Consider the following 23,232-nt stretch of genomic DNA (forward strand, 5'->3'; position numbering starts at 1 on the left):
TATGACTGTAAAGCGAAAAATTAAAAAATTTGGTTAAGTGCCCAGATTTCAACCAAATACGCTGTTTAGCACGTATAAAAGATGTTTTTATATTCACCTGACACCATTTTCATCTGAAACTACTTGAAAATGGGAACTAAAACCCATACAACATACACTAAATAATTGTGTACCATTTTGGTCATATCATAAGTCCTGTTGGAGGAAACAATGGATCAACGTTCGATGTATTCAAGTGCATCTCAACCATCGGTATTGCAGACGAACAAGGTTCTACGCAACACCTATATGCTGCTTGCGATGACACTAGCGTTTAGTGCGGTTTGTGCTGGTATAGCAATGGCGGTAGGCATTTCTCCTATGATGTCTCTTGTTATGACTATCGGCGCTTTTATTACGTTATTTGTAGTTCAGAAAAAAGCTGATTCAGCATCTGGTATCTACTGGGTGTTTGCATTCACAGGTTTAATGGGTGCATCACTAGGTTACACGCTTAATTTCTATTTAGGCGTTGCGGGTCCAGGCTTAATCATGGAAGCGCTAGGTGCAACAGCCCTTGTGTTCTTCGCGCTATCTGGTTACGCGTTAACCACTAAGAAAGACTTCTCGTTTATGGGCGGCTTTTTAGTTGTAGGTCTAGTTGTAGTGCTTGTAGCTGCTATCGCGAATATCTTTTTTGCAGTTCCAGCGGTAAGCTTAGCAATCAGTGCAGCGATTGTATTTATTATGTCAGGTTTCATCTTGTTTGATACAAGCCGTATCATCCACGGTGGTGAAACAAACTACATTCGCGCAACAGTTTCGCTATACTTGAACATATACAACTTGTTCACGTCTATCCTTCACCTTCTAGGTGCGTTTGGTGGCGACGATTAAAACAGCGTTAAAGGTTGAAAAGAGAAACACCCCTTAACCGGGGTGTTTTTATTTGTATGGCAGAATATTCAGTACTTATCACATCATCACCGTTTCAAGGCGATACCGCGTTACGTGCCCTCGCCTTTGCACAAGGTGTAATCGATAATGGTGATGTAATAAATAACGTTTTCTTTTATAGCGAAGGTGTACACCACACCAATAACTTAATGCTAAAGACGGGTGACGAGCTGTTCGTACTTGAAAGCTGGAAGACTCTAGCGACTGAACACAACGTGAAATTACTTGTATGCATTACCGCCGCCGTTAAGCGAGGTATTGTTAGTGAGTTAGAGGCGAAAGAGAATGGGTTGTCTCAGGCCAACTTAACCGCGCCTTTCGAGCAAGCAGGCTTGGGCGAATTCTTCACTGCGCTCCATGATTGCAACAGGCTGGTACAATTCTAATGGCGCAACTACTTATTAGGTTTACGCAAAGCCCCTTTTCCAATGCTAAAAGCCAAGACGGTTTAGATTTTGCGCTTGCTGCAACAAACTATGGGCACGATGTTAAAGTGCTTTTTGAAAACCAAGGTGTACTGCAGCTTGTTAAGGCAGCGTCTACCAAAGGACTAAAAAATCACACCAAACGTTTAGCTAGCATGCCGTTTTTCGATATCGAAGAATGCTTTGTGTGTAGAGCAAGTGCAGATACCTACGATATTGAACAGGTTCTTGCTAATAACAGTTTAGTTGATGAGTTAGACTGTAAGTGGCTAACCCCAGAAGAAAAAGTCGCGCTTATCCAAAGCGTAGATCATGTGGTGACATTCTAATGCTTATTACTATTTCAACGCCAAATTTGAGCACTGAATACAAACAGCTTATTGAAGCCACCTTTCAGCAAGCGACCTCTGCATATGTAGTATTCGTTGGTGATGGCGTTTATGCCCCTACGTTAAACACCGCGTTTTTTGAGGAACTAGTCAATACGGCAAAAGACAAACCAACGCTCAACCTGTCGTTCTTGAGTACAGATGCGGCTACTAGGGGCGCAAATCTGCCTGAACATATTAACCCAATTTCCTACAAAGAACTTGCTGCAATATCAGCGAAAAATCAGCACTGGATACCCCTTTCATGACACAAGAAACCTATAGCTTCAATTATAAAGGGCAAGCGATCCCTACTGACAAAGCTGGCTATTTGCTCGACTACACGCTTTGGGAAGAAGACATGGTTGAGTTGCTGGCGCAAGAAGAGAGCATTGAGCTCACAGAGGCTCATTGGGAAGTGGTGCGTTTTGTGCGCGCATTCTATGAAGAATACGAAACCAGCCCAGCGATTCGTGCTTTGGTGAAAGCCATGGCCAATAAGTTTGGGCCAGAAAAAGGTAATAGCCGGTATCTGCAACGGCTATTTAAGAAAGGCCCGGCTAAACAAGCCACTAAGCTGGCTGGGTTGCCCAAACCGGCTAAGTGTCTATAAACGTTTTTTGAAAAGCTTTCAAAGTGGTGCTTTCTCATAATATCGAATGGCTAGCGAAACATGCTAGCCATCTTTTTGAATCTAGTTTTAGGTCGACTTCGTTTGGACAACCCAGCCAATATACGCTACCGCTTTAAGCAATAAACTAGTGTTTTTCCCTACCCTTTTACTTTTTCGTTACCAGTGCAATCTAAGCATATAGCTTTAACTACTACTTATCTTAATTAAGTTCTTACTTCATGAGCCTAGTTTTGTTTCATTTTAGCATTGGTGCTGATATTGCAACAACTCCTTTACATTAGCGTTTTATTTGCTGTTTCAGGCACATTTTTCATACTTGCCTTTGCAAAACACCAGAAACGTGAATGTTTTACATAAATGGACATAGGAGGCTGTATGACAGTTCAAAAACACTACGTAATCGTTGCCAACCACGACAACGCCATTGCTTACACCTATACCAATCATGGAACCGCGCTTGTTGAAGTTAAAAAGTGGCATAACGAATTTAGTGACGCCAGCGATCAAGATATCTACACCGACAGGCCGGGAAGACAGTCGGCTCCTGCGTCGCAAGTACCCGGCGTGGACATTATGAATCGAAAAGACGCAGCTGAAATTGAAGATGAGCGTTTCGCCAGTGATATTGCAGACTGGCTAGATAGCGAGCGTAAAAGAGGTGCGCTAGGTTCATTAGATATTATTAGCGGACCAGGTTTTCTAGGAAAACTCAGAAATGAAATGTCATCCTCGTGTACCGACGTTGTCGATAAAGAAGTAACGAAGAATGTTTTAGGTGCCGATGAGGAAACTCTACTTTCTTATCTTAGATAGCACTCCCCTTAATAAATAGATAAATATAGGCGGCTGTCGCAGACTGAGCCGCCTGCCTTACACATAATGAAAAACTTGTACCTTGGTAGATTCTTGCACTGAGCCACTATTGCACTTATAAAAAACGCTACTAAGCCTTAAGTAATTGCGTGTCTCCTATTGCCTCTGCACTTTTAAACGTCTTTACTCGTGTTACTTCAAGGTGGGTATAAATACGAGGATTATTCAAAATATACTCTACTTCATTATTTAATGAGCCTTGTTTGTCAGCCGTTAGCCACGCATTAATAGCGTGACTATCGTGAGGAAGAAAGCATGGAATCGACTTTTCATGATACTGACTAAAGCCATCGATAGGTGGCCGCGTCACAACTGCACAGGAAAACAGCCCATTGCTAAAGCGCCGGTATACCGCGCCAATGAGCAATGCTCCGCTTGTGGGTTTCATTAGATAATGTGCTTTTCCTTTTCCAACCGGGTTAGACTCACCTACGGCAGTTGCTACAACCACTGCTCGCCGCTCACGGATAAACTTTCCCCAATAAGGGCTCTCTAAATTACGGGCGTTAAACGTGGTTCTATCACCAATTTGCAGTGTGTCACCAACGGGCTTGGCGTCAAACCACCATGTTGCATCTATGGTGCTATCACCCGATACAATTAAATTGGTAATTTGCTTTTCGGGCGCTCTACCAAATGCTGGATAGAAGTTGATAACATTGCTTGAGGAGTGCTCGTTAACAAAAAGCGGAATGGTTTGTGTAAGCCCTACTTCTTCAAGTAGTGCTATAACGTGAGGTGAGTCTGTAATACGTTGTATAAATCCGCACATAAAACATCTAGAAAAGACTGCCTACAGTTTAAAGTACAGAAGTTGTTTGGAAAATAACAAAAAAAGAGCCATCACATAACGCGATGGCTCATAGTATTTAGCAGAACTTATTCGAAGCGAACAGTAATGCCTGCATTCAATCTGCGACCTAATAAGTCATATAACGGATTGAACGTGTAGCCAGGTGGTACTTTATTGAAAGCGTTTCTTAAGCCCACATAAACATCAACATTTTCGTTGTAGGTATATTCAATGCTGAAGTCATGAGTCCAAATACTTCCAACAAAGGCAGGAGACACGTCTTCCGGAGAATCAGCACCTGGTGAAACGTCGAATAATGCAGAACGGTCAATAAAGCGACTCGTGTAGTTGAAGTTCCACTCATCAAGACGATAGTCAACAATGGTTCTGAACTGATACTCAGGGTCACCTACCTCGCCTACTTCTACGTTGATTTCATCTGGGCGGTCTTGGAACGCATACTCTTCAAGTTCGTTCACTTTATTCCCTTGAAGGTTTAAGCGAAGTTCACCTGGTAGACCTAAATCACCCAGTTCAGTGGTATAGCGGATTTGGAATTCAACGCCCGACGTTTTAAGTGCAGAAGCGTTGATAAAGCCTGATCGTACAACTGCAACGTCATTATTTTCGTCACGGTCAATTTGAGAGCAGAAGCCTGCGTCAGGGCCACCGGTTGCATCCACACAGTTATCTAGAATATCTTGTGCGCCAACTTCCGTGATCGCATCTTCAATTTCAATGTCGTAGAAATCAAGAGTTACAGAGAAGTTTTCCAAGAATTCTGGGGTCCAAACAACACCTACGGTTTTTGATTCACTGCTTTCAGAAAACAGGTCAGGGTTACCGCCAGATACTGTTTCAATACTTACGTTATCGTTTGCTTCGAAACCAGCAGGAATACCAAGTGCTAGGCAGTTTGCCGCGCGATCAGGATCGTCATTAATGTTATCGGCATCACACGGGTCGTTAATATTAGCGAAACCTGGTGATTGAGGAGAGAATGCTTCATCAACGTTAGGTGCACGAACAGCCTCACCTACTGTACCGCGAATTCGCACATCTTCTATTGGCGCCCACATAAAGCCTACTTGCCACGCATCTGCACTACCTGCGTGAGAATAGTCAGCTGTACGATATGCCGCATCAAGTGATAGCTCTTTTGCCAACATAACGTCACTAAGCAGTGGTAAGCGAAGTTCGACGAAGAACTCGCTAACATCATAACCACCAAAAGAGTTGGGCGTGGCGGCATTGGTGAATACGCCTTGTTGCGTTAATTCATCGGTCGTTGTCTCTACCTCTTCTTCACGGTACTCGTAGCCTAAGGCGATACCTAATGGACCACCGGGAAGCTCAAACCACTCAGCAGAATCGAATGCGAGAGTTCCGCCAATCATTTCTTGAGTGATTTCATCTTCGCGTTGTACATCACCAGCGATGAAGTCTGCAGCAGCAGCACTTGCTTGACCGAATCCAAACGGATTAAACGGGGCACAGTTTTCTGGGTTAACCAATGCTGGGTCTTCATAGTCATCGCCCTGAAGCGCAGGAACTTGGCTGCGGCACGCCGCTTGACCTGTTTCCGGATCAATGACCGAATCCAGTGCTGCTAAGAAGTTTGAAGGAATTAAATCGTTCAAGGTACGACGCACGTTCGACACTTCACCTCGCGTGTAGTATACGTCGTAATCGAACTCAGTATCGCTTAGCGAGAAATAGCCTTCAAAACCACCAATGAAGCGGAAGAGCTCTCGGTCGTTAGACGCTGTTCGGTTACCAATATCGGTAAAGAAGCGTGACATTTCTACCACGGATTGACCGCCATCAAGAAGGCGAGATCGCGTAGAGTCATCTAAAAAGGCATTATCTTCAACGTCGACGAAAACACCGCCAAAGCGGAAAGATGGTTGAAATTGCTGCTCAATCTTCTTATCTACATGTTTAACGTCACCATAGAAACGTACGTTGTCTGTAATGTCATAGCGGAACGTACTTGCTAATGTAACTGTTTCTTGGTCAGGGATGTAGTTAACATAGTCTTCACCGAAGAAAACCGTATCATAACGCTGGTCAAAACTTCCAAACGCAAAGCTGTTTGTTTCTAGCCGAGACACTTGGTCCATAGGTGTGCCGTCAGGCATAAACGTGATTCTAGGACCACCGCCAAATGGGTTGATAACGCCAAACTCGTTGATCATCTCTGAACCAACAAATGGAACGCGAAGTCTATCTGCGATACCATCGTCTTCACCAGTGTCTAGCGGGTTTACTATAGTTCCCCACGCTGCTGCTTGCTGAAGGTCAGGCTCCATAACTTGGTTGATGTTGTTCTTTTCAGCAAAGAAGGTAATGTTACCTTTACCATCATCAGTCGTATGACCATACAGCGCACTAAAGTTATTAGTTCTATTACCAACACCTTCAAGGTCGGTAGTACCGTCAAATCTAAACTCTAGGCCTTCATAGTCATCTCTTAAGATAACGTTAATAACACCTGATACGGCATCTGAACCGTAAATAGCTGATGCACCGCCGGTAATAACTTCAATTCGCTCAATCATCGCGGCAGGAATTGAACCTGTGTCTACCGCATTTGAAAATGGTGAACCTGCCACGTGACGTTTGCCGTTAACAAGCGTGAGCGTTCTGTTTTCACCCAAAGAGCGTAAATCTGGCGAGCTAAGCCCAGCATTAGCGTTACTATTATTGTTGCCGATTAGCGTTGAACCTGCTGCAATTGCAGGAAGTTCAGCGAGAATACTACCTAGATCAGGCGTACCGAAACGCTTAATTTCTTCAGCACTTACTGAAACAATCGGTGCTGGAGTAGAAAGCTCTGCGCGCTTAATACGCGAGCCTGTCACTTTGATTTTTTCAACTGACTCCTCATCTACAGGAGTTTCTTGTGCTAAAACTGGATAGGCAATTGAGCCTACAAGACCAACCAACGCTGCATTTCTCAACGTCGTGGTAATGAGGTTTTTCTTAAACATGTGTGTTCCCTGAAACTTTTTACGGATATGGAAATTCCAAGACGGATATCTCCCATATTCCCAAAACATTTTTGTAAATTTATGGTTCGATTTTTTTACGCGTAAGTAAGCTGAATATTTCTTTTTATTACGCCCGCCAAACATTAGCCAAAAGTATAAACCATGTAAAGAAGTGTAAATAATGACATTAGTATATGAAAAGTATGATTATTTTGCCGAAAATAAATGGCTATTCACAATTTGAAACAAATTAATTCGCGTAAAAATACACTTATAAGCTTTTGATTATATTAAATATATTTAATTTAAAAGGTTTTTTTAAGGCACGTTACTAATTCAAAGCTGAAAAGTATAGGTTTTTATACAGGGTGGAGAATGAAAAAATCCGACACTGAATTGCAATGTCGGATTTTGTATGATCTAGCTTATGAAGGCCTCTGTTTTGAGGCGGAGCCCAGTTAATGTGCTCCATAAATAGCTCGCTAAGAAGCCTTAATCACTTCCTGCCCGGCCATATAAGGCACTAGCGCTTTTGGAATCGTAACGCTTCCGTCTGCTTGCTGGTTATTCTCTAAAATAGCAACAAGCGTACGCCCTACCGCTAAACCAGAACCATTCAATGTGTGAAGAAGTTCAGGTTTATTCGTTTCTGGGTTACGGAATCTAGCCTGCATGCGTCGTGCTTGGAAGTCCAACATGTTTGAACATGAAGAAATTTCACGATAGGTATTTTGCGCAGGTAGCCATACTTCAAGATCGTAGGTTTTACATGCACCAAAGCCCATATCACCAGTACAAAGCAACACTTTGCGGTACGGTAATTCTAGCTTTTGAAGAATAACTTCTGCGTGTCCTGTAAGTGCTTCTAGCGCGTCAAAGCTATCTTCCGGCTTAACTAACTGTACAAGTTCTACCTTATCGAACTGATGCTGACGAATAAGGCCACGGGTATCTCGACCGTACGAACCAGCTTCTGAGCGGAAGCAAGGCGTGTGAGCCGTCATTTTCACTGGCAGTGTTTTCGCATCTAATATTTCATCACGGGCAATGTTTGTCAGCGGTACTTCTGCCGTTGGAATAAGACTTAGCCCCTGCCCTTCTTCGGTTGCTGGCTTAGTATGGAATAAATCTTCTCCAAACTTAGGCAATTGGCCTGTGCCGTACAAGCTATCAGCATTAACCAAGTAAGGCACGTACATTTCTTGGTAGCCGTGTTCTTGTGTATGGGTATCAAGCATAAACTGAGCAAGTGCACGATTTAGGCGAGCAATATCGCCACGCATCACTACAAAGCGGCTTCCCGTAAGCTTACTTGCGGTGGCGAAATCTAAGCCGTTGTTTAAGCCTTCAGCAACATCTACGTGATCTTTAACTTCAAAATCAAACGTACGCGGCTCGCCCCAACGAGAAATTTCCACGTTGTCGTTTTCGTTTTCACCTTCCGGCACCGATTCATGTGGTAAATTAGGAATGCCTTGGGTAAAGGTATTAATTTCATCTAGCAGTTCGCTAAGCTCTGCTTTAGCGGCATCAAGCTCGTCACCAAGCTTACCCACTTCTGCGAGAAGCGGCGCAATATCTTCACCTTGCGCTTTTGCTTTACCAATGGATTTACTTCGTACGTTTCGCTCGTTTTGCAGATCCTGTGTTCTGGACTGAAGTGTTTTTCTTTTTTCTTCAAGCGAACTGAAAGCTGCTACATCGAGGTTAAAACCACGGGCAGCCAATCGCTTAGCTGTTTGTTCTATATCGCTTCGCAAACACTTTGGATCTAACATGTGTTTCTAATTATCCTTTCATTAATTGAATGGCTAGCCAACCTGCTATTAGGCAAGCGCCAACGTTAAGAAATACATTTGCTGCGGCTTTAAGCCACAACCCGTTTTCTAATAAAGTTAAGGTTTCAACGGAAAATGTTGAGAATGTGGTAAAGGCACCTAATAACCCTACACCGATAAGCGCTCGGTAAGGAGAGTCGCTTAAATCATGACGTTCGATAAAACCGTACAGTAATGCGAGTGCAAACGACCCGACCACATTCACCGTTAGTGTACCAAACGGCATGTGTTTTCCAAATAAGGAATCAACACTTGTGGTAACAAAATAGCGTAAACAGGCGCCGGTCGCACCGCCAGCGGCAATAAAACAATACAAAGCTAACCCTTGAGGCACGAAAACTCCCTAGCGCATTTTTTTATTAACTAATTCATATAATCTGAACTAGTTGAGTTACTTGTCTGCAACTTTACCTTTTATTGTTACTTCTCGCATTAAGTGAATCGAGAAATTCACGCTTGGCTTTCAAAGCTTTCTCTAAACCGCGTTCATTAGGGTTATACAAGCGAGTTCCGGTAAGGCTTTCTGGCAAGTAAGACTCACCCGCGGCAAACGCGTTCGGCTCGTTGTGCGCATAGCGGTAACCATCGCCGTGGCCTAGCTCTTTCATTAGCGACGTAGGCGCATTGCGTAAATGCATGGGAACCGGAGCGTCGGATGTTTTACGTGCCAATGCTTTTGCTTCGTTGAATGCCATATATACCGCGTTACTTTTTGCAGCTAATGCACAATATACCGCAGCTTGAGCAATAGCGCGCTCGCCCTCTGCGGGCCCTACACGGTGAAACGTGTCCCAGGCATTAATACAAAGCTGCATTGCTCTTGGGTCTGCATTACCAATGTCTTCAGACGCGATAGCAAGTAGACGTCTTCCTACATACAGCGCGTCTCCCCCGCCATCAAGAATTCTTGCATACCAGTAAAGTGCAGCGTCAGGATCTGAACCCCTTACAGATTTATGAAAGGCTGAAATGAGGTCGTAAAAAGTATCGCCTTTATTATCATAGCTGGCTACTTTCTCGCCTACCGCATGTTCAATATCGCTGACTGTAATGTCGCTTGAGCTTGTGAAGTCTGCAGCTAGTTCCAAATACGTGAGAAGACGACGTGCGTCGCCGCCACTTAAATCGATAAGCGCGTTTCTGGCTGTTTCTTCAATGCCAAGAACTCTGTCGCCGAGGCCTTTTTCGCTATCACTCAGCGCTCTATCGATTAATTCAGATAACGCGTGTTGTTCAAGTGTTTTTAGCACGTAAACACGGACTCGGGACAAAAGCGCTTTATTTAATTCAAATGAGGGGTTTTCTGTCGTTGCACCAATAAAGGTGACCACACCCGATTCAACAAATGGCAAAAACGCATCTTGCTGGCTCTTATTAAACCTGTGAACTTCATCTACAAAAAGCAACGTTCGCTGATTGTAGCGAGCGTTTTCTTCTGCCGTATCCATAGCGGCCCTAATGTCTTTCACTCCGGATGTAACGGCTGAAATACGCAATACAGACGCATTAGTGTACTGAGCGATTAGCTCCGCAAGAGTAGTTTTTCCGGTACCCGGCGGCCCCCACAAAATCATAGAATGACAGTGACCTGCCTCTAACATTTTACGAAGTGGCTTGCCTTCACCAAGTAAATGGTCTTGGCCGCTGTACTCGCCTATGGAAACCGGGCGCATTCGCGCCGCCAGCGGCGCAAACTCTTGATTAACGTTGGTCATCAACTATGAAGCTATCTGGAATATCAACTGAGAATGTATCGGCGGGTACTGGAAAGCGAGTCTCAATATTATTGAACACTAACGTGCTGATTTGCTGTTGTGCATCAAGCATATTAAGTGAAGTGAGCTCGTTATCTTGATTGAAGGTTAAAGTTAGCGTGAGAATTTGACCGCCTTCTTCTTTTGGCGTGATTTGATAACTTCGCAAGGCATTATCACTTTTGACGTCATTGGCCGAATTACCAGCAGATACACCACTGTTCATTTGGCTGATAGAAAACTTCGACCAAGTTGCTTCATCTGTCGAGGTAAGCAAAACGATAGGGTTATCCTTAATCGCATTATCTTGAGAAAGCACCGTAACCTGCTCTACGAAAGTATCTACATTCCACACCGCTTCACCATCAGCTACCAGCAAAGTTTCATCAGGAAACGTGGTTTCCCAGCGAAGCTTATTGGGACGGGTCATGGTTAGCTTACCCTGGGCCTCGTGCACCACATTTTGCTGGGCGTCTACCACTGTTTGGTCGAAGCCTGCACGAAACTGTTTCATTTTGCTCAATCGCGCCTGCAACGATGAGCTCACTGAGTCATTGTTACTTTTTTGGTGCGCCATACCTGTGGTGTCTATGCGGCTACTAGTAGCTGATTCTGTAAAAGCTAATTCCGCCGATGCGTTGGCAGCATTTATCGTTAGTCCGCCGGCGGCTAGTGCGCTTATAAAATAAACCGAAACTGCTTTATTCATTTATTCAATCCATTCGTTATTCTTTGTGGGGCGGCGGTGCAAGCACCTCACGGTTTCCGTTATGCCCCTGTGCACTTACGACACCACTCATTTCCATTTGTTCAACTAAGCGCGCTGCGCGGTTGTAACCAATTCTAAATTTACGCTGCACGCTTGAGACACTCGCACGACGGGTTTCGGTAACAAATGCAACGGCCTCATCGTAGAATGCATCGAATTCTTGGTCTTCGCCCTCTGGCTGTTCGCCTGGCAGTAAGACTTCCGCCGTTGCCTCGCCATTCAGGATCTCGTCTATGTACTCTGGCTCACCGCGTTTTTGCCAATCGGCCACTACCGCATGCACTTCGTGATCGTCTACAAACGCACCATGCACTCGGGTAGGTACTGGGCTTCCCGGTGGTAGGTAAAGCATGTCCCCCATACCTAACAAGGTTTCTGCGCCTTGTTGGTCGAGAATGGTTCTTGAATCTATTTTGCTTGATACCTGGAATGCACAACGGGTTGGAATATTCGCTTTAATCAAGCCTGTAATTACATCTACAGACGGACGCTGGGTAGCGAGAATAAGGTGTATACCCGCAGCACGGGCTTTCTGTGCAATACGCGCAATAAGCTCTTCTACTTTTTTGCCCACAATCATCATCATGTCGGCGAATTCGTCCACTACCACAACAATAGCTGGTAGTTTTGCTAAGTCTGGCGCTTCGGCATCCATACTTTCTTCATTCTTCCAAAGCGGATCTTTAATTGGTGTGCCGTTCGCAATAGCTTCTTCTACCTTGGCGTTATAGCCTTTTAGGTTACGTACGCCAAGAGCGCTCATTAGGCGGTAACGACGTTCCATTTCACCTACACACCAGCGAAGTGCATTGGCGGCTTCTTTCATGTCGGTTACAACCTCAGCAAGCAAGTGAGGTATGCCTTCATATACTGAAAGCTCAAGCATTTTAGGGTCTATCATGATCATGCGAACGTCTTCTGGCGTGCTTTTATAAAGCAAACTCAAGATCATCACGTTCACACCCACAGATTTACCTGAACCTGTAGTACCTGCAACAAGAAGGTGAGGCATTTTAGCTAAATCAACCACTACCGGCTGACCAGAGATATCTGCACCTAAAACCATGGTTAATGGCGATTTGTTAGACTGGAAGGTATCGCAGCTAATTACTTCACTCAAACGCACCATCTCACGTTTTTTGTTGGGAAGTTCTAACCCAATAACCGACTTACCTGGAATAACCTCTACTACACGAACTGAAATAGCTGACATTGCACGGGCTAAATCTTTAGATAACCCTGTAATTTTGCTCACTTTAACGCCAGGCGCTAAATCAAGCTCAAAACGCGTTATTACTGGCCCTGGGTACACACCCACTACAGTGGCTTCAATATTGAAATCAGCCAGCTTTTCTTCAACAAGGCGAGAAATACCTTCAATCTCTTCCGGCGTCAGCGGATTTTCGTGTTTGTCAGCACGTTCTAGCAAATCAAACGACGGCATAGGTGGTAAATCAGGGTCAACCTCATTCGATCTCGCTTTAACCGGCTTAGCACCAAGTGCAGCAGGGGTGAATGCTTGATTGCTTTCTTGGCTCGCTGTTTGTGCCTGTTCTGCAGGTGCTGGTGCTGGTGAATCGCTAACACTTACCGAAGGCGCGGGCTTACTTCCTGTTTCATAGGGTAAGTCTTCGTCAAATTCTTCTAGCTCATCAAAATTAATATGCGGGCTTTGCTGAACCTGAGGCTCACTTTGAATACTTTCACTTTCTGACGACACTGGCTTATCTTGGTTAGATTTACCCGAGCCTGATTTATCTTTAAAGCTACCCGTTACCGCATTCCGCATACTTGATAATGAAAATGCTGACTTCTTCGTTTCGGGTTCACTTTCGCCCGCATTTGAAAGCGCTTCATCGCTTCGTAAGTTTTCGCTATCTTGCGTCGACTTACCTTCATCTTGCGCCTTATCACCGCCATCATAAGTATAAAACGGTGGTTCATTATCAAGCTCATCAATACTGAAAGAGGGTTCATTGCGAGTCGGAGTAGCTCTCTGCGTAGGCGTTTGCGGTTGCTGTGGCTGTTCCTGGGCTTTCACTGAAGACGCCAAGGGTTCTGCTCGCATACTGGTAATATCCAGCTCGGCAGTATCGGTGCTTTCTTGATTTGAAGATTTATTGGCCAGCGCCAGGCGTGGCATTTCAAGTGCCAATAAACTTTGTGGTGCAGACAGGGTTTTACGCCCCAACCACAGCGTTCCTTCCCCTAGCCTATCGATAATAGTAAGCCAGCTTATACCTGTTAATAGAGTAAACCCGGTACAAAAAAAGCAAAGCAACAAGAGGATCGTTCCAGCGGTATTAAAATAAGGTATAAGTGCCGAACTAATAACGTCCCCAACAAAACCGCCCGCTGAAAAGTTGTAAATGTCGTCAAAATTTATACTGGCGATGCCCGTTGCACCAAGCGCCATTAACAGCCCACCGATAATTCTTAATCCAATAGTGAGGTAATCGAACTCATCAAGTTCTTTGATGTGTTGAAATAAGAACCAGCCTAAGAAGGCAGAACCGAACGGAAGTAGATAGGCGAGAAAGCCAAATGAAAACAACAGTAAATCTGCAACCCACGCACCTGTTGCCCCTACCCAATTGTGTATGTCTAATTGTAAACCAGCCTGACTCCAACCTGGATCACCTGGATGAAAAGATACTAGTGCCAGCAATAAGAAGAAGGCGAAAACACAGGCGATAATCATGCCTGCTTCCCACACTCGCTGAACCCCTGTTAATCGCGCCATAACCCTAAAGAACCTTCAATTTCTATCGCATGTAGTTTTATATCGACTAATGGTCTTAGCCTATACGTACTATCTTTGCGTTAAACGCTACAAAGAGCTTAGCGAACTCTTTGCAATCCCTAAATAATTATTATTTGAGTAATGTTGGTAAGTAGCTGAGCCTATTAAGAAAGCTATTGGGATGCTCCCCTACCCTATTGTATGTGAACCGCAACAATCCTTTCGTTGCACACAAATACTGTATTTTTGCACAGCCTACCATAAAAACACGCTATTGAGCCATGCTTTCATTACTTCAAATTAATGCGCAGTGATGATGTGCTTTTTACTTCTTCCATCACAACATAGGTCCGAGACTCACTTACACCCGGTAAACGCAATAAGGTATCACCCAACAGTTTTCTATAACTGCCCATATCCGCAACACGGGCTTTTAATAAGAAGTCGAAATCACCAGATACCAAGTGACACTCTTGAATATCGTCATGCAGTTTTACCGCAGCAGAAAATTCTGCAAAGATATCTACCGATGTTTTGGTTAATGTAATCTCAACGAACACGAGCATAGCAGCGCCAAGCTTTTCTGGGTCAACTAACGCGTGGTAGCCCTTTATATAGCCCTGAGTCTCTAATCTCTTGACTCTCTCTAAGCAAGGGCTTGGACTTAAGCCCACCTCTTTAGCAAGTTCGACATTAGATATACGCCCGTTTTTCTGCAGTTGTACCAGTATATTCCTGTCTATCCGGTCAAGGTGTTTAGGCGTCTTTACCAACATATAAAATACCTTTCAAGCTATCTTTTAAAGGATTATATGCTACATAACTTCATTATTCAGCAGATAGTTCGTTTTTTTATGACGTATACTCGCCAAATAGGTTTACGGGCTTTCAAGACCGATTGCTACGAAACAAAGTTCAACCAGAGCCGCATAGAAGCTCGTTATAAAATTGAGGACGATACATGTTAGTTGGTGTACCAAAAGAAATTAAGAACCACGAATATCGTGTTGGCTTGACGCCAGCAGCAGTAAAAGAATTTGTTACTCACGGTCATAGTGTTCTTGTTGAAACTAATGCCGGTGATGCTATCGGTTTCACTGACGAAATGTATGTCGAAGCAGGCGCAGCCATTGCACCTACTGCTGAGCAAGTGTTTGCTGAAGCGGAAATGATTGTAAAAGTGAAAGAGCCTCAACCAAACGAATGTAAAATGCTTCGTAAGGGCCAAACACTTTATACATACCTTCACTTAGCCCCAGATCCTACGCAAACTAAGTTGTTAGTTGAGTCAGGCGCTACCTGTATTGCTTATGAAACAGTAACTGACGACCGCGGTGGTCTTCCATTGCTTGCACCAATGAGTGAAGTAGCGGGCCGCATGTCTGTTCAAGCTGGCGCGCACTACCTTGAAAAAGCGCACGGCGGCAGCGGTACCCTTCTTGGTGGTGTACCAGGTGTAGCGCCAGGCAAAGTATTGGTAATTGGTGGTGGCGTTGTAGGAACTAACGCTGCGAAAATGGCACTAGGCCTTGGCGCAGACGTCACCATCCTAGACCGTTCGCTTCCGCGTCTTCGCCAGCTTGACGATATCTTTAACGGTCAAGTTAAGACGGTTTACTCTACGGTTGATGCTATCGAGCATTACTCTTCTAAAGCCGACCTTGTTGTTGGCGCAGTCCTTATTCCTGGCGCAGCAGCACCTAAACTACTTACTCGTGAACAAATTAAAGCGATGAAGCCAGGCTCTGTACTTGTAGATGTTGCTATTGACCAAGGTGGTTGTTTTGAAACGTCTAAAGCTACTACGCACCAAGACCCAGTTTACGTTGTAGACGACGTGGTTCACTACTGTGTAGCAAACATGCCAGGCGGCGTTGCGCGCACTTCTACTATGGCGCTTAACAATGCGACCTTGCCATTTGGTTTGGCTCTGGCAAACAAAGGCCCAGCGAAAGCTATGTTAGAAGACAAGCACTTGCTAAACGGCTTGAACGTTCACGAAGGTAAAGTAACCTATAAAGCGGTAGTTGATGCACTAGGTGAAGAACTAGGTTTAACCTATACGCCAGCTGAAGTAGCGCTTAAAGGCGAATAAGGTTTTTCGATTATTTTAATGGCTCTTGAGCACTCTCGTGAATAAAGAGCCTTAAAAATGGCTTAAAGAAAAAAGCTCGGTATGTGAACGCCACATCCGAGCTTTTTTGTATTTGCATTAAGTCTAACCGTTTATTGATTCGTTTACGGACTTCAATACTGCAATAGGGTCATCTGCTTTCGTGATAGGTCGCCCCATAACTAAATAGCTTACGCCTGCTTTCATTGCATCAGGTGGCGTCATAACACGTTTCTGGTCGCCAGCGTCAGCGCCTACAGGGCGAATACCTGGCGTAACTAATAGAAAGTCATCGCTGTGTTTTTCGCGCAACGCGCTGGCTTCCTGTGCTGAACAGACGATGCCGTCTAAACCTGCTTTTTCTGTTAGTGCTGCCAAGCGCAGTACTTGTTGCTCTGGTGTTACACCGCTTACCACATCAGCCAGCTGTGTCTCGTCCATGCTGGTAAGTACAGTAACCGCAATAAGCTTAGTGTGTGGGTTGCTGCTTGTTGCAATCGCCTCTTTAGCCGCTTGCATCATAGGTAGGCCGCCCGAAGCATGTACGTTTACCATCCATACACCTAGCTCCGCCGCTGCTTTACACGCTTTCGCTACTGTATTTGGAATGTCGTGGAATTTGAGATCCAAGAAAACGTCAAAGCCTTTAGCTATTAGCGCTTTTACAAATTCCGGCCCGAATAAGGTGAACATCTCCTTGCCCACTTTTAGCTTGCATAAGCTTGAATCTAATTTGTCAACAAACGCCAATGCAGTGTCTTTATTGTCGTAGTCTAATGCAACAATAACGCGTGGGTCATGCATGTTCTTTTATTCTCCGTCTAGCCCTTTAATAGGTTTTACTACACCCCACTTTTTGCAGCTAGGGCATAACCAATATAATTTTCGACCGGAAAAGCCACAGCTGCCACAGCGATATTTAGGGCGCTGCAACATTTGCTTTTCCACCAATTCTTTAAGTAAGCGTAAACTATCAGCCGTAGTTTTATCTGAAAGCTGATCTATATAAAGCCCCATAAGGGTTTTAAATCCGCGCATGGTCGGGCGTTTACGAAGCTGTTCTAATAAATATTCTGCGGCTTGGGCTGTTTCACCGCGCTTCATTAGCACATCAACCATGGCTAAATAAGACGTTGCACACTCTTGCCAATGCGCTTCTAAGTTTTTCTGAAAACTATCCCAGTCGTCCGTCTCTTCGGCAATTTTTTCTAAGCTAGGCACGGCTTCGCTGAACCAATTAATATCGCGTTCGGCTACTTGGGTAAAATACGCGTTGGCATCAGTAAAGCGTTTCTGATCAAGCGCTATATCACCTAACATAAGCCACGGCCTAACCGCATGTTCGTCGGCGTTTACCGCTTTTTGTAATAAGGTCAATGCCGCCCCTTGGCTATCGTTCTTCAATTCAACCGATGCCTGTTCACAATAAAAATGGGCTAAGCGTTCGCACAGGTCATCATTATCACCATGACATTGCACCATACGCTCCGCTAACTCTATCGCTCTTTCCCACTCTTTCGTGGTTTGATAGATGCTAAACAGCTGCTGCTGAGCAACCAAGTAATGTTTTTCACTGTTTAAAAGTTGAAGAAATGCGTTTTCCGCGCGCTCTAAAAAGCCGGCTTGCGTATAATCGTGACCGAGTTCTCGAAGTGCATTTTCTCGTTGGGCGGGCTGGAGTTCGTCGCGACTAACCAAGTTTTGGTGAACTTTAATAGCCCGATCTATTTCACCGCGGTGACGGAAAAAGCTGCCCATGGCAATATGGGTTTCAACCGTATCGCTATTCACGTTAATCATTTTGATTAACGTATCAACGGCCTTATCGGGCTGGTCTGAAAGTAAAAAGTTTAGCCCCTTATAATAATGCTTAGATAGGATACTTGACTGTTTTCGCTGCGCTTGACGGACACTATTGCGCCCCATTATCCAACCATACCCTGCCGCAACAGGTAAAAGGAGAAACAGCAGTTCGAGCATTAGTGGTCTTGTTCCAAACTCTGTATTTTAGATTGCGCAGACATTAACTGAACACGTAGTTTCAGCCAACTCATTAACATGATTAAAATGCCGATACCCACGCCTATTGAAAGTGTAATCGCAATCAATGTTGATAAGCGAAGATTCGCCTGAGCAATGAGATAATTAACTGTTACTTGTGCTTCATTTTGAGAGCCAATCACAAATGCGATGGCAAGTAGCACTAAGATAATGAGAAACGCTATGATCCCTTTCAACACTCAACCCTTTTTTATTGATTTATTTACAAGAATAGCAAAATGCGAAAAGAGATAACACTAAAAGCGTGTTGGAAATGCTTTTATACCAATGCACATAGATAATTGTCTACTCAGAAGGCGCAGGCAAGTTTCCTAGCAAAGCGTGGGAATGCAGAAATAATATTAAGCTGCACCTTCACCTTCAATTTCATGGCGCTGAGGTTTTGCTATGAGATTATCCACCACTAAATCATGGTGAAGCGCAGACATATTCGTAATGAAAATACAGTGCGTATAACCTGCCTGCATAGTTTCAAGCTTGTCATACATAGCTTTATCTAACTTCGAAAGCTGAGCTAGCCGCTTTTTGGTCAACGGTGTTATAGCCCCGTGGCAGCGTATTGCGGTGACGTCGGTTGCACTAAGCTGGATTTTTTCTTCATCTAACTGGGTTTTGATTTGCATACGTAGCTTAGAGAACAAAAAATCGCGTTCTTTTATGTATACGAGACGGCTGTCGCTTTTTCTCACGCAATGCACAACTAAAGCTTGTTCAGAGGTTTCTTTAAACATGGCTTCTAATATTTGGGATTTAGGCTTTGCCTGACCTTTGTCTGCAAAGAAACCATGAAGCGGGATGATATTTTGTGTACGTGAAAAGGGATAAAGATCGTCAGATGCATCGCTTTGATAGACGGTTTTTAGCCTGTCGAGTGTAAACCTATTCATTACGCAAAGTACCGATAGCGACGGCATATGCCTTACGGCAAGCTCCCAAATGTAACGATGTGTTAATCGCTGAATACGAGCAATATCTCTCACTTTAAAATAAGCCGTATTCTCTTCAACCATGTGATCGACGTTAGAGCTCACTTTAGCTTTGCGTGTGTCTTCTACGAGGCATAGCCTGACCACGCCAGTTTCAGCTTGGTAATGCACAACCTTATATTTTTCGCCTTTAATTTTTAGTTCCGGCACAGAAACTCGTATCTCTTTTTGCAGATCGCTGTGCGGCGCAACTGTCAATTTCATACCGCTGGCGCTTAAATCGGCCACTCGTGCGTCAAGAGAGGTAAGCAAGCCTACTTTAATGGAAGCGGGTTTATCGATAACGTAGCGAGTTTCACTCCGTCTATCTAAATCTTCTTCCATGACATAATCTATGCGCCAGTTGTCACCGCTAGCTTTCAACGTTTTAGACAAAGGCTTGAAATCGCATTTAGCAGAAAGCGTTAAGTTTGTGAGGTAGGCTGATACATCTTTGCAGTATAAAACATGGGAGATCTGGGCAAGCTGCTCAAATTCTTTACTCGCAATATCGTGAATAGCAAAGGCTTTTTGTTTATCTTCACGGGTTACACTATCGAGTCGACAGTGCGTACAAATGAAGTCACCACCTTTAGCAAGCAGATACACAAGCGCATTAAGTTGTTTAAGCGCAAGGAGTTGCCTATGCGTTGCGGTTATCTGTACGTTACCATTTTTGGTTTTAATGTTGCCGTGAAATACATAAGCTTCGTTGTACTTTCGCAACTCATCAACTAACGTTTCGAATATAGGCTTATCTTGCAAGCTTGCCAGTAGCTTATCTGCATCATTGTGTTCAACATTAGCTTTGGTAAAAAGTGCAATGATAGGTTTGAGCGACTTTCCTTCTGGCGCGAGAAATACCGGCATCCATGGGCTATTTTCAAGTATTCGGTCGCGCTCTAGTTCTTGCATAGCACGCTCTATTTCTAAATCTCGCTGCAGTGGTTGCTTATAGGCAGTTACCGCAACATAACGTTTGAGCGTTGCTAAAAACCCCTTATCGACGTCATCTAAAAAATTAAATGACGTTTCGTATTTCCCTAAATGTTTATTGTATTTTACAGACTCTAGTTCAAGGGTAATTTCAGTAGGTTCTTTGGTTAGGCCTTTAACTTCTGGGATAGTGAAAGTGATAATATCGCCAGTTGATGCATTGGGGGGCCTTTTTGTTTCCAGTGCAATACCTCTATGCGACATAGAGCTTATGGAGCAATGTCGACCTTTCTCAAAGTCAGGAGAAGACAGAGTAAAGTTTGGGCGGATGGCAATGTCATCACCGAAGTCGATATCAGTAAATGATTGACTCTCAACATTGAACGCATCAACGATTTTTTTAAACTGTTCTTTTTTTATCTGGTTTTGGTAGAAGTCTGAGTTCATTACTGACTCAAACACACCTACGGTGTACCTGTCTTGATAAAGCGATGTCTCGTTTTTGAGGATCTGCGCGCCAACTTTATCGAGGCGCATCTGAACACCGAAGTGCTTGAATTTCATTACAGGGAATTGGGCAAAGGCAGAATTATCAGCAGGTGCGTCGGTTAACGATGTTAATCGAACAACCTCTTCTTTCACGACTTTTCGGACACTACTGGGCAAACGCTTCGAAAACTTGTTAATTCCCTCTAACAACCTATTTTGTTGTTCATAAGGAATTAACGCGCGAATGAGCGGCTGGTACTGCTTTATTATTGCTTGTTCGTCGCCGGCTGACATTACATCTATGTATACCGTTTATTATTATCAGAATAATATATAACCCTATTTAAGTCGGGGTCAATAGGCATTAAAAATTAAACAAAAGTATATGGAGATATTCGTAAAATTAGGGGGAATTAGAATAAAAACGAGTAAAGCCTGCACAAAGAATATAGTCAGACACAAAAAAGCCGCTTTACAGCGGCTTTTAAAATGCATTATGCGATTGAGGCGTCTACTCTTTCGCGAAGCTCTTTACCAGGCTTAAAGTGCGGTACATATTTACCGTCTAGTTTCACTGTTTCACCCGTTTTTGGGTTTCTACCTACGCGTGGAGCGCGATAGTGAAGAGAGAAACTGCCGAAGCCTCTAATTTCAATACGCTCGCCCTTTTGAAGGGTCTGCGCCATTTGCTCTAGAAGTTCTTTAATAGCCAGTTCGAGTTCTTTCGCCGGAATATGACGCGCTTGATCCGCGAGCCGTTCAATTAATTCAGACTTGGTCATGCTTAACCTCATTGTCAATATTATTGTTTAAACAGCTATCGCGAATTGGGTGTGCAGATGCACACCCACAAAAGCATTATTCGCCTTTAGCAGCTTTAAATGCTTCTGCCATCGCGTTAGCGAAACCAACATCTTCTTGCTGGTTAACTTTATCGATAGCTTCTTTTTCGTCAGCCTGATCTTTCGCTCTAACAGATAGGTTAACAGTGCGGTTCTTACGGTCAACGCCCATGAACTTCGCTTCGATGCTATCACCAACGCTTGCTACTTCAGTTGCGTCTTCAACACGCTCTACAGCAAGATCTGCAACGCGGATGTAGCCGTCAACTTCTTCAGCTAGGTTTACAGTAACGCCTTTCGCATCAACTGCTGTTACTGTACCAGTAACGATAGCACCTTTCTTGTTATCTGTCAGATACTTGTTGAAAGGATCTTCTTCGATTTGCTTAACGCCAAGAGAGATACGCTCACGCTCTGGGTCGACTTGTAGTACAACTGCAGAGATTTCGTCGCCTTTCTTGTAGTCGCGAACCGCGTCTTCACCAGACTTGTTCCAGCTGATGTCAGAAAGGTGAACTAGACCGTCGATGCCGCCGTCAAGACCGATGAAGATACCGAAGTCAGTGATTGACTTGATCTTACCAGATACTTTGTCACCTTTTTCGTGTGACTCAGCAAATGTTTCCCAAGGGTTAGCAATGCACTGCTTAAGACCTAGAGAAATACGACGACGCTCTTCGTCAATTTCAAGAACCATTACATCTACAGTGTCACCTAGGTTAACAACTTTAGATGGGTGGATGTTCTTGTTAGTCCAGTCCATTTCAGAAACGTGTACAAGACCTTCAACGCCGTCTTCGATTTCAACGAAGCAGCCGTAGTCAGTAAGGTTAGTAACCTGACCGTTGATCTTAGTACCTTCTGGGTAACGAGACGCAATTTCTTGCCATGGATCGTTGCCCATTTGCTTCATACCAAGAGAAACGCGCTGCTTCTCTTTGTCGAACTTAAGTACTTTAACGTTGATTTCGTCACCAACATTCACGATTTCACTTGGGTGCTTAACGCGCTTCCAAGCCATATCAGTGATGTGTAGAAGACCGTCTACGCCACCAAGGTCAACGAACGCACCGTAATCGGTAAGGTTCTTAACGATACCCTTGATTTCGTGACCTTCTTCAAGGTTAGCAAGAAGCGTTTCGCGCTCTGCGCTGCTTTCTGCTTCGATAACTGCACGACGAGAAACAACAACGTTGTTACGCTTAGCGTCTAGCTTGATAACTTTAAATTCAAGCTCTTTACCTTCAAGGTGCGTAGTGTCACGTACTGGACGTACGTCAACAAGAGAACCAGGTAGGAACGCGCGTACACTGTTAACTTCAACAGTGAAACCGCCTTTAACTTTACCGTTGATAACGCCTTTAATTGTAGCTTTATCTTCGTAAGCTTTTTCCAGCTCAACCCAAGCTTCGTGACGCTTCGCTTTTTCACGAGAAAGAATAGTTTCACCGAAACCATCTTCAACTGCATCTAGTGCAACGTCTACTTGGTCACCGATAGCGATTTCTAGTTCGCCTTCAGCATTTTTAAATTGGTCAGCTGGGATAGCACTTTCTGATTTCAAGCCTGCGTCAACAAGAACGATGTCTTTGTCGATAGAAACAACAGTACCTTTTACAATTGAACCAGGACGTGTTTCTAGTTCTTGTAAGCTTTCTTCAAAAAGTTGTGCAAAATTTTCAGTCATAAGTCTCAAATAA

The 23,232-nt window shown here is 44.1% G+C and carries 21 protein-coding genes; 7 read left to right on the forward strand and 14 right to left on the reverse strand.

Annotated elements, in window-relative coordinates:
• Window positions 1–210: 210 nt before the first annotated feature.
• The 6 genes from ACXAER_RS01085 (at window position 211) to ACXAER_RS01110 (ending at window position 3,176) form a co-directional block, all read left to right on the forward strand.
• The gene (locus ACXAER_RS01085) at window positions 211–876 is read left to right on the forward strand and encodes a Bax inhibitor-1/YccA family protein (protein WP_014949619.1); all 666 of its coding nucleotides are present in this window, start codon (window positions 211–213) and stop codon (window positions 874–876) included.
• 56 nt (window positions 877–932) lie between these two features.
• The gene (gene tusD, locus ACXAER_RS01090; RefSeq protein ID WP_474825776.1) at window positions 933–1,322 is read left to right on the forward strand and encodes a sulfurtransferase complex subunit TusD; all 390 of its coding nucleotides are present in this window, start codon (window positions 933–935) and stop codon (window positions 1,320–1,322) included.
• A complete protein-coding gene (locus ACXAER_RS01095) occupies window positions 1,322–1,690 on the forward strand; it encodes a DsrE family protein (RefSeq protein ID WP_474825778.1) in 369 nt (122 codons plus the stop codon). Before tusD ends, ACXAER_RS01095 begins: the two co-directional genes overlap by 1 nt.
• Window positions 1,690–1,998, forward strand: a complete 309-nt coding sequence (locus ACXAER_RS01100; RefSeq protein ID WP_474825780.1) for a DsrH/TusB family sulfur metabolism protein — start codon at window positions 1,690–1,692, stop codon at window positions 1,996–1,998. Before ACXAER_RS01095 ends, ACXAER_RS01100 begins: the two co-directional genes overlap by 1 nt.
• The gene (locus ACXAER_RS01105; RefSeq protein ID WP_474825782.1) at window positions 1,995–2,342 is read left to right on the forward strand and encodes a TusE/DsrC/DsvC family sulfur relay protein; all 348 of its coding nucleotides are present in this window, start codon (window positions 1,995–1,997) and stop codon (window positions 2,340–2,342) included. Before ACXAER_RS01100 ends, ACXAER_RS01105 begins: the two co-directional genes overlap by 4 nt.
• A 396-nt stretch (window positions 2,343–2,738) precedes the next feature.
• Window positions 2,739–3,176, forward strand: coding sequence for a baeRF12 domain-containing protein (locus tag ACXAER_RS01110; RefSeq protein WP_474825784.1), 438 nt, complete (start codon window positions 2,739–2,741; stop codon window positions 3,174–3,176).
• Between the two features lie 130 nt (window positions 3,177–3,306).
• Here ACXAER_RS01110 and ACXAER_RS01115 read toward each other — a convergent pair whose 3' ends face one another.
• The 8 genes from ACXAER_RS01115 to lrp all read right to left on the reverse strand — a co-directional run bounded on the left by ACXAER_RS01115 (window position 3,307) and on the right by lrp (window position 14,902).
• A complete protein-coding gene (locus tag ACXAER_RS01115; protein WP_474825786.1) occupies window positions 3,307–4,008 on the reverse strand; it encodes an SOS response-associated peptidase family protein in 702 nt (233 codons plus the stop codon).
• 107 nt (window positions 4,009–4,115) lie between these two features.
• Window positions 4,116–7,022 (reverse strand): TonB-dependent receptor plug domain-containing protein, encoded by a 2,907-nt coding sequence (locus ACXAER_RS01120; RefSeq protein ID WP_474825788.1) that lies wholly within the window; start codon window positions 7,020–7,022, stop codon window positions 4,116–4,118.
• A gap of 482 nt (window positions 7,023–7,504) precedes the next feature.
• Window positions 7,505–8,800 (reverse strand): serine--tRNA ligase, encoded by a 1,296-nt coding sequence (gene serS / locus ACXAER_RS01125; protein WP_474825790.1) that lies wholly within the window; start codon window positions 8,798–8,800, stop codon window positions 7,505–7,507.
• A gap of 10 nt (window positions 8,801–8,810) precedes the next feature.
• Window positions 8,811–9,194: a fluoride efflux transporter CrcB gene (crcB, locus tag ACXAER_RS01130; protein ID WP_014949631.1), complete on the reverse strand. Its 384-nt coding sequence runs from the start codon at window positions 9,192–9,194 to the stop codon at window positions 8,811–8,813.
• Between the two features lie 73 nt (window positions 9,195–9,267).
• Window positions 9,268–10,575, reverse strand: a complete 1,308-nt coding sequence (locus tag ACXAER_RS01135; protein ID WP_474825792.1) for a replication-associated recombination protein A — start codon at window positions 10,573–10,575, stop codon at window positions 9,268–9,270.
• Window positions 10,562–11,323 (reverse strand): outer membrane lipoprotein periplasmic chaperone LolA, encoded by a 762-nt coding sequence (gene lolA, locus ACXAER_RS01140; protein WP_474825794.1) that lies wholly within the window; start codon window positions 11,321–11,323, stop codon window positions 10,562–10,564. Before lolA ends, ACXAER_RS01135 begins: the two co-directional genes overlap by 14 nt.
• Window positions 11,324–11,339: 16 nt before the next feature.
• Window positions 11,340–14,126: a DNA translocase FtsK gene (locus ACXAER_RS01145; protein ID WP_474825796.1), complete on the reverse strand. Its 2,787-nt coding sequence runs from the start codon at window positions 14,124–14,126 to the stop codon at window positions 11,340–11,342.
• 290 nt (window positions 14,127–14,416) lie between these two features.
• Window positions 14,417–14,902 carry a leucine-responsive transcriptional regulator Lrp gene (gene lrp / locus ACXAER_RS01150; RefSeq protein ID WP_474806603.1) on the reverse strand — a complete coding sequence of 162 codons (486 nt, stop codon included), beginning with the start codon at window positions 14,900–14,902 and terminating at the stop codon, window positions 14,417–14,419.
• Window positions 14,903–15,087: 185 nt separating this feature from the next.
• On the opposite strand from lrp, the gene ald reads away from it, so the two are divergent.
• Window positions 15,088–16,221 carry an alanine dehydrogenase gene (gene ald, locus ACXAER_RS01155; protein ID WP_474825799.1) on the forward strand — a complete coding sequence of 378 codons (1,134 nt, stop codon included), beginning with the start codon at window positions 15,088–15,090 and terminating at the stop codon, window positions 16,219–16,221.
• Between the two features lie 123 nt (window positions 16,222–16,344).
• On the opposite strand, the gene pyrF is transcribed toward ald, so the two are convergent.
• The 6 genes from pyrF to rpsA all read right to left on the reverse strand — a co-directional run bounded on the left by pyrF (window position 16,345) and on the right by rpsA (window position 23,219).
• A complete protein-coding gene (gene pyrF / locus ACXAER_RS01160; protein ID WP_474825801.1) occupies window positions 16,345–17,043 on the reverse strand; it encodes an orotidine-5'-phosphate decarboxylase in 699 nt (232 codons plus the stop codon).
• Window positions 17,044–17,049: 6 nt separating this feature from the next.
• Entirely contained in the window at window positions 17,050–18,219 is a 1,170-nt protein-coding gene (gene lapB, locus ACXAER_RS01165) for a lipopolysaccharide assembly protein LapB (RefSeq protein WP_474825803.1), read from the reverse strand.
• A complete protein-coding gene (locus tag ACXAER_RS01170) occupies window positions 18,219–18,479 on the reverse strand; it encodes a LapA family protein (protein ID WP_474806596.1) in 261 nt (86 codons plus the stop codon). Before ACXAER_RS01170 ends, lapB begins: the two co-directional genes overlap by 1 nt.
• A 162-nt stretch (window positions 18,480–18,641) precedes the next feature.
• On the reverse strand, window positions 18,642–20,984 hold the full coding sequence (locus tag ACXAER_RS01175; RefSeq protein WP_474825806.1) for a PilZ domain-containing protein: 2,343 nt from the start codon (window positions 20,982–20,984) through the stop codon (window positions 18,642–18,644).
• A gap of 200 nt (window positions 20,985–21,184) precedes the next feature.
• The gene (ihfB, locus tag ACXAER_RS01180; RefSeq protein WP_014949641.1) at window positions 21,185–21,472 is read right to left on the reverse strand and encodes an integration host factor subunit beta; all 288 of its coding nucleotides are present in this window, start codon (window positions 21,470–21,472) and stop codon (window positions 21,185–21,187) included.
• Window positions 21,473–21,548: 76 nt separating this feature from the next.
• Window positions 21,549–23,219, reverse strand: a complete 1,671-nt coding sequence (gene rpsA / locus ACXAER_RS01185) for a 30S ribosomal protein S1 (protein WP_474825808.1) — start codon at window positions 23,217–23,219, stop codon at window positions 21,549–21,551.
• Window positions 23,220–23,232 lie beyond the last annotated feature (13 nt).

This window comes from Alteromonas sp. AWJ4_199 (genome assembly GCF_056159165.1).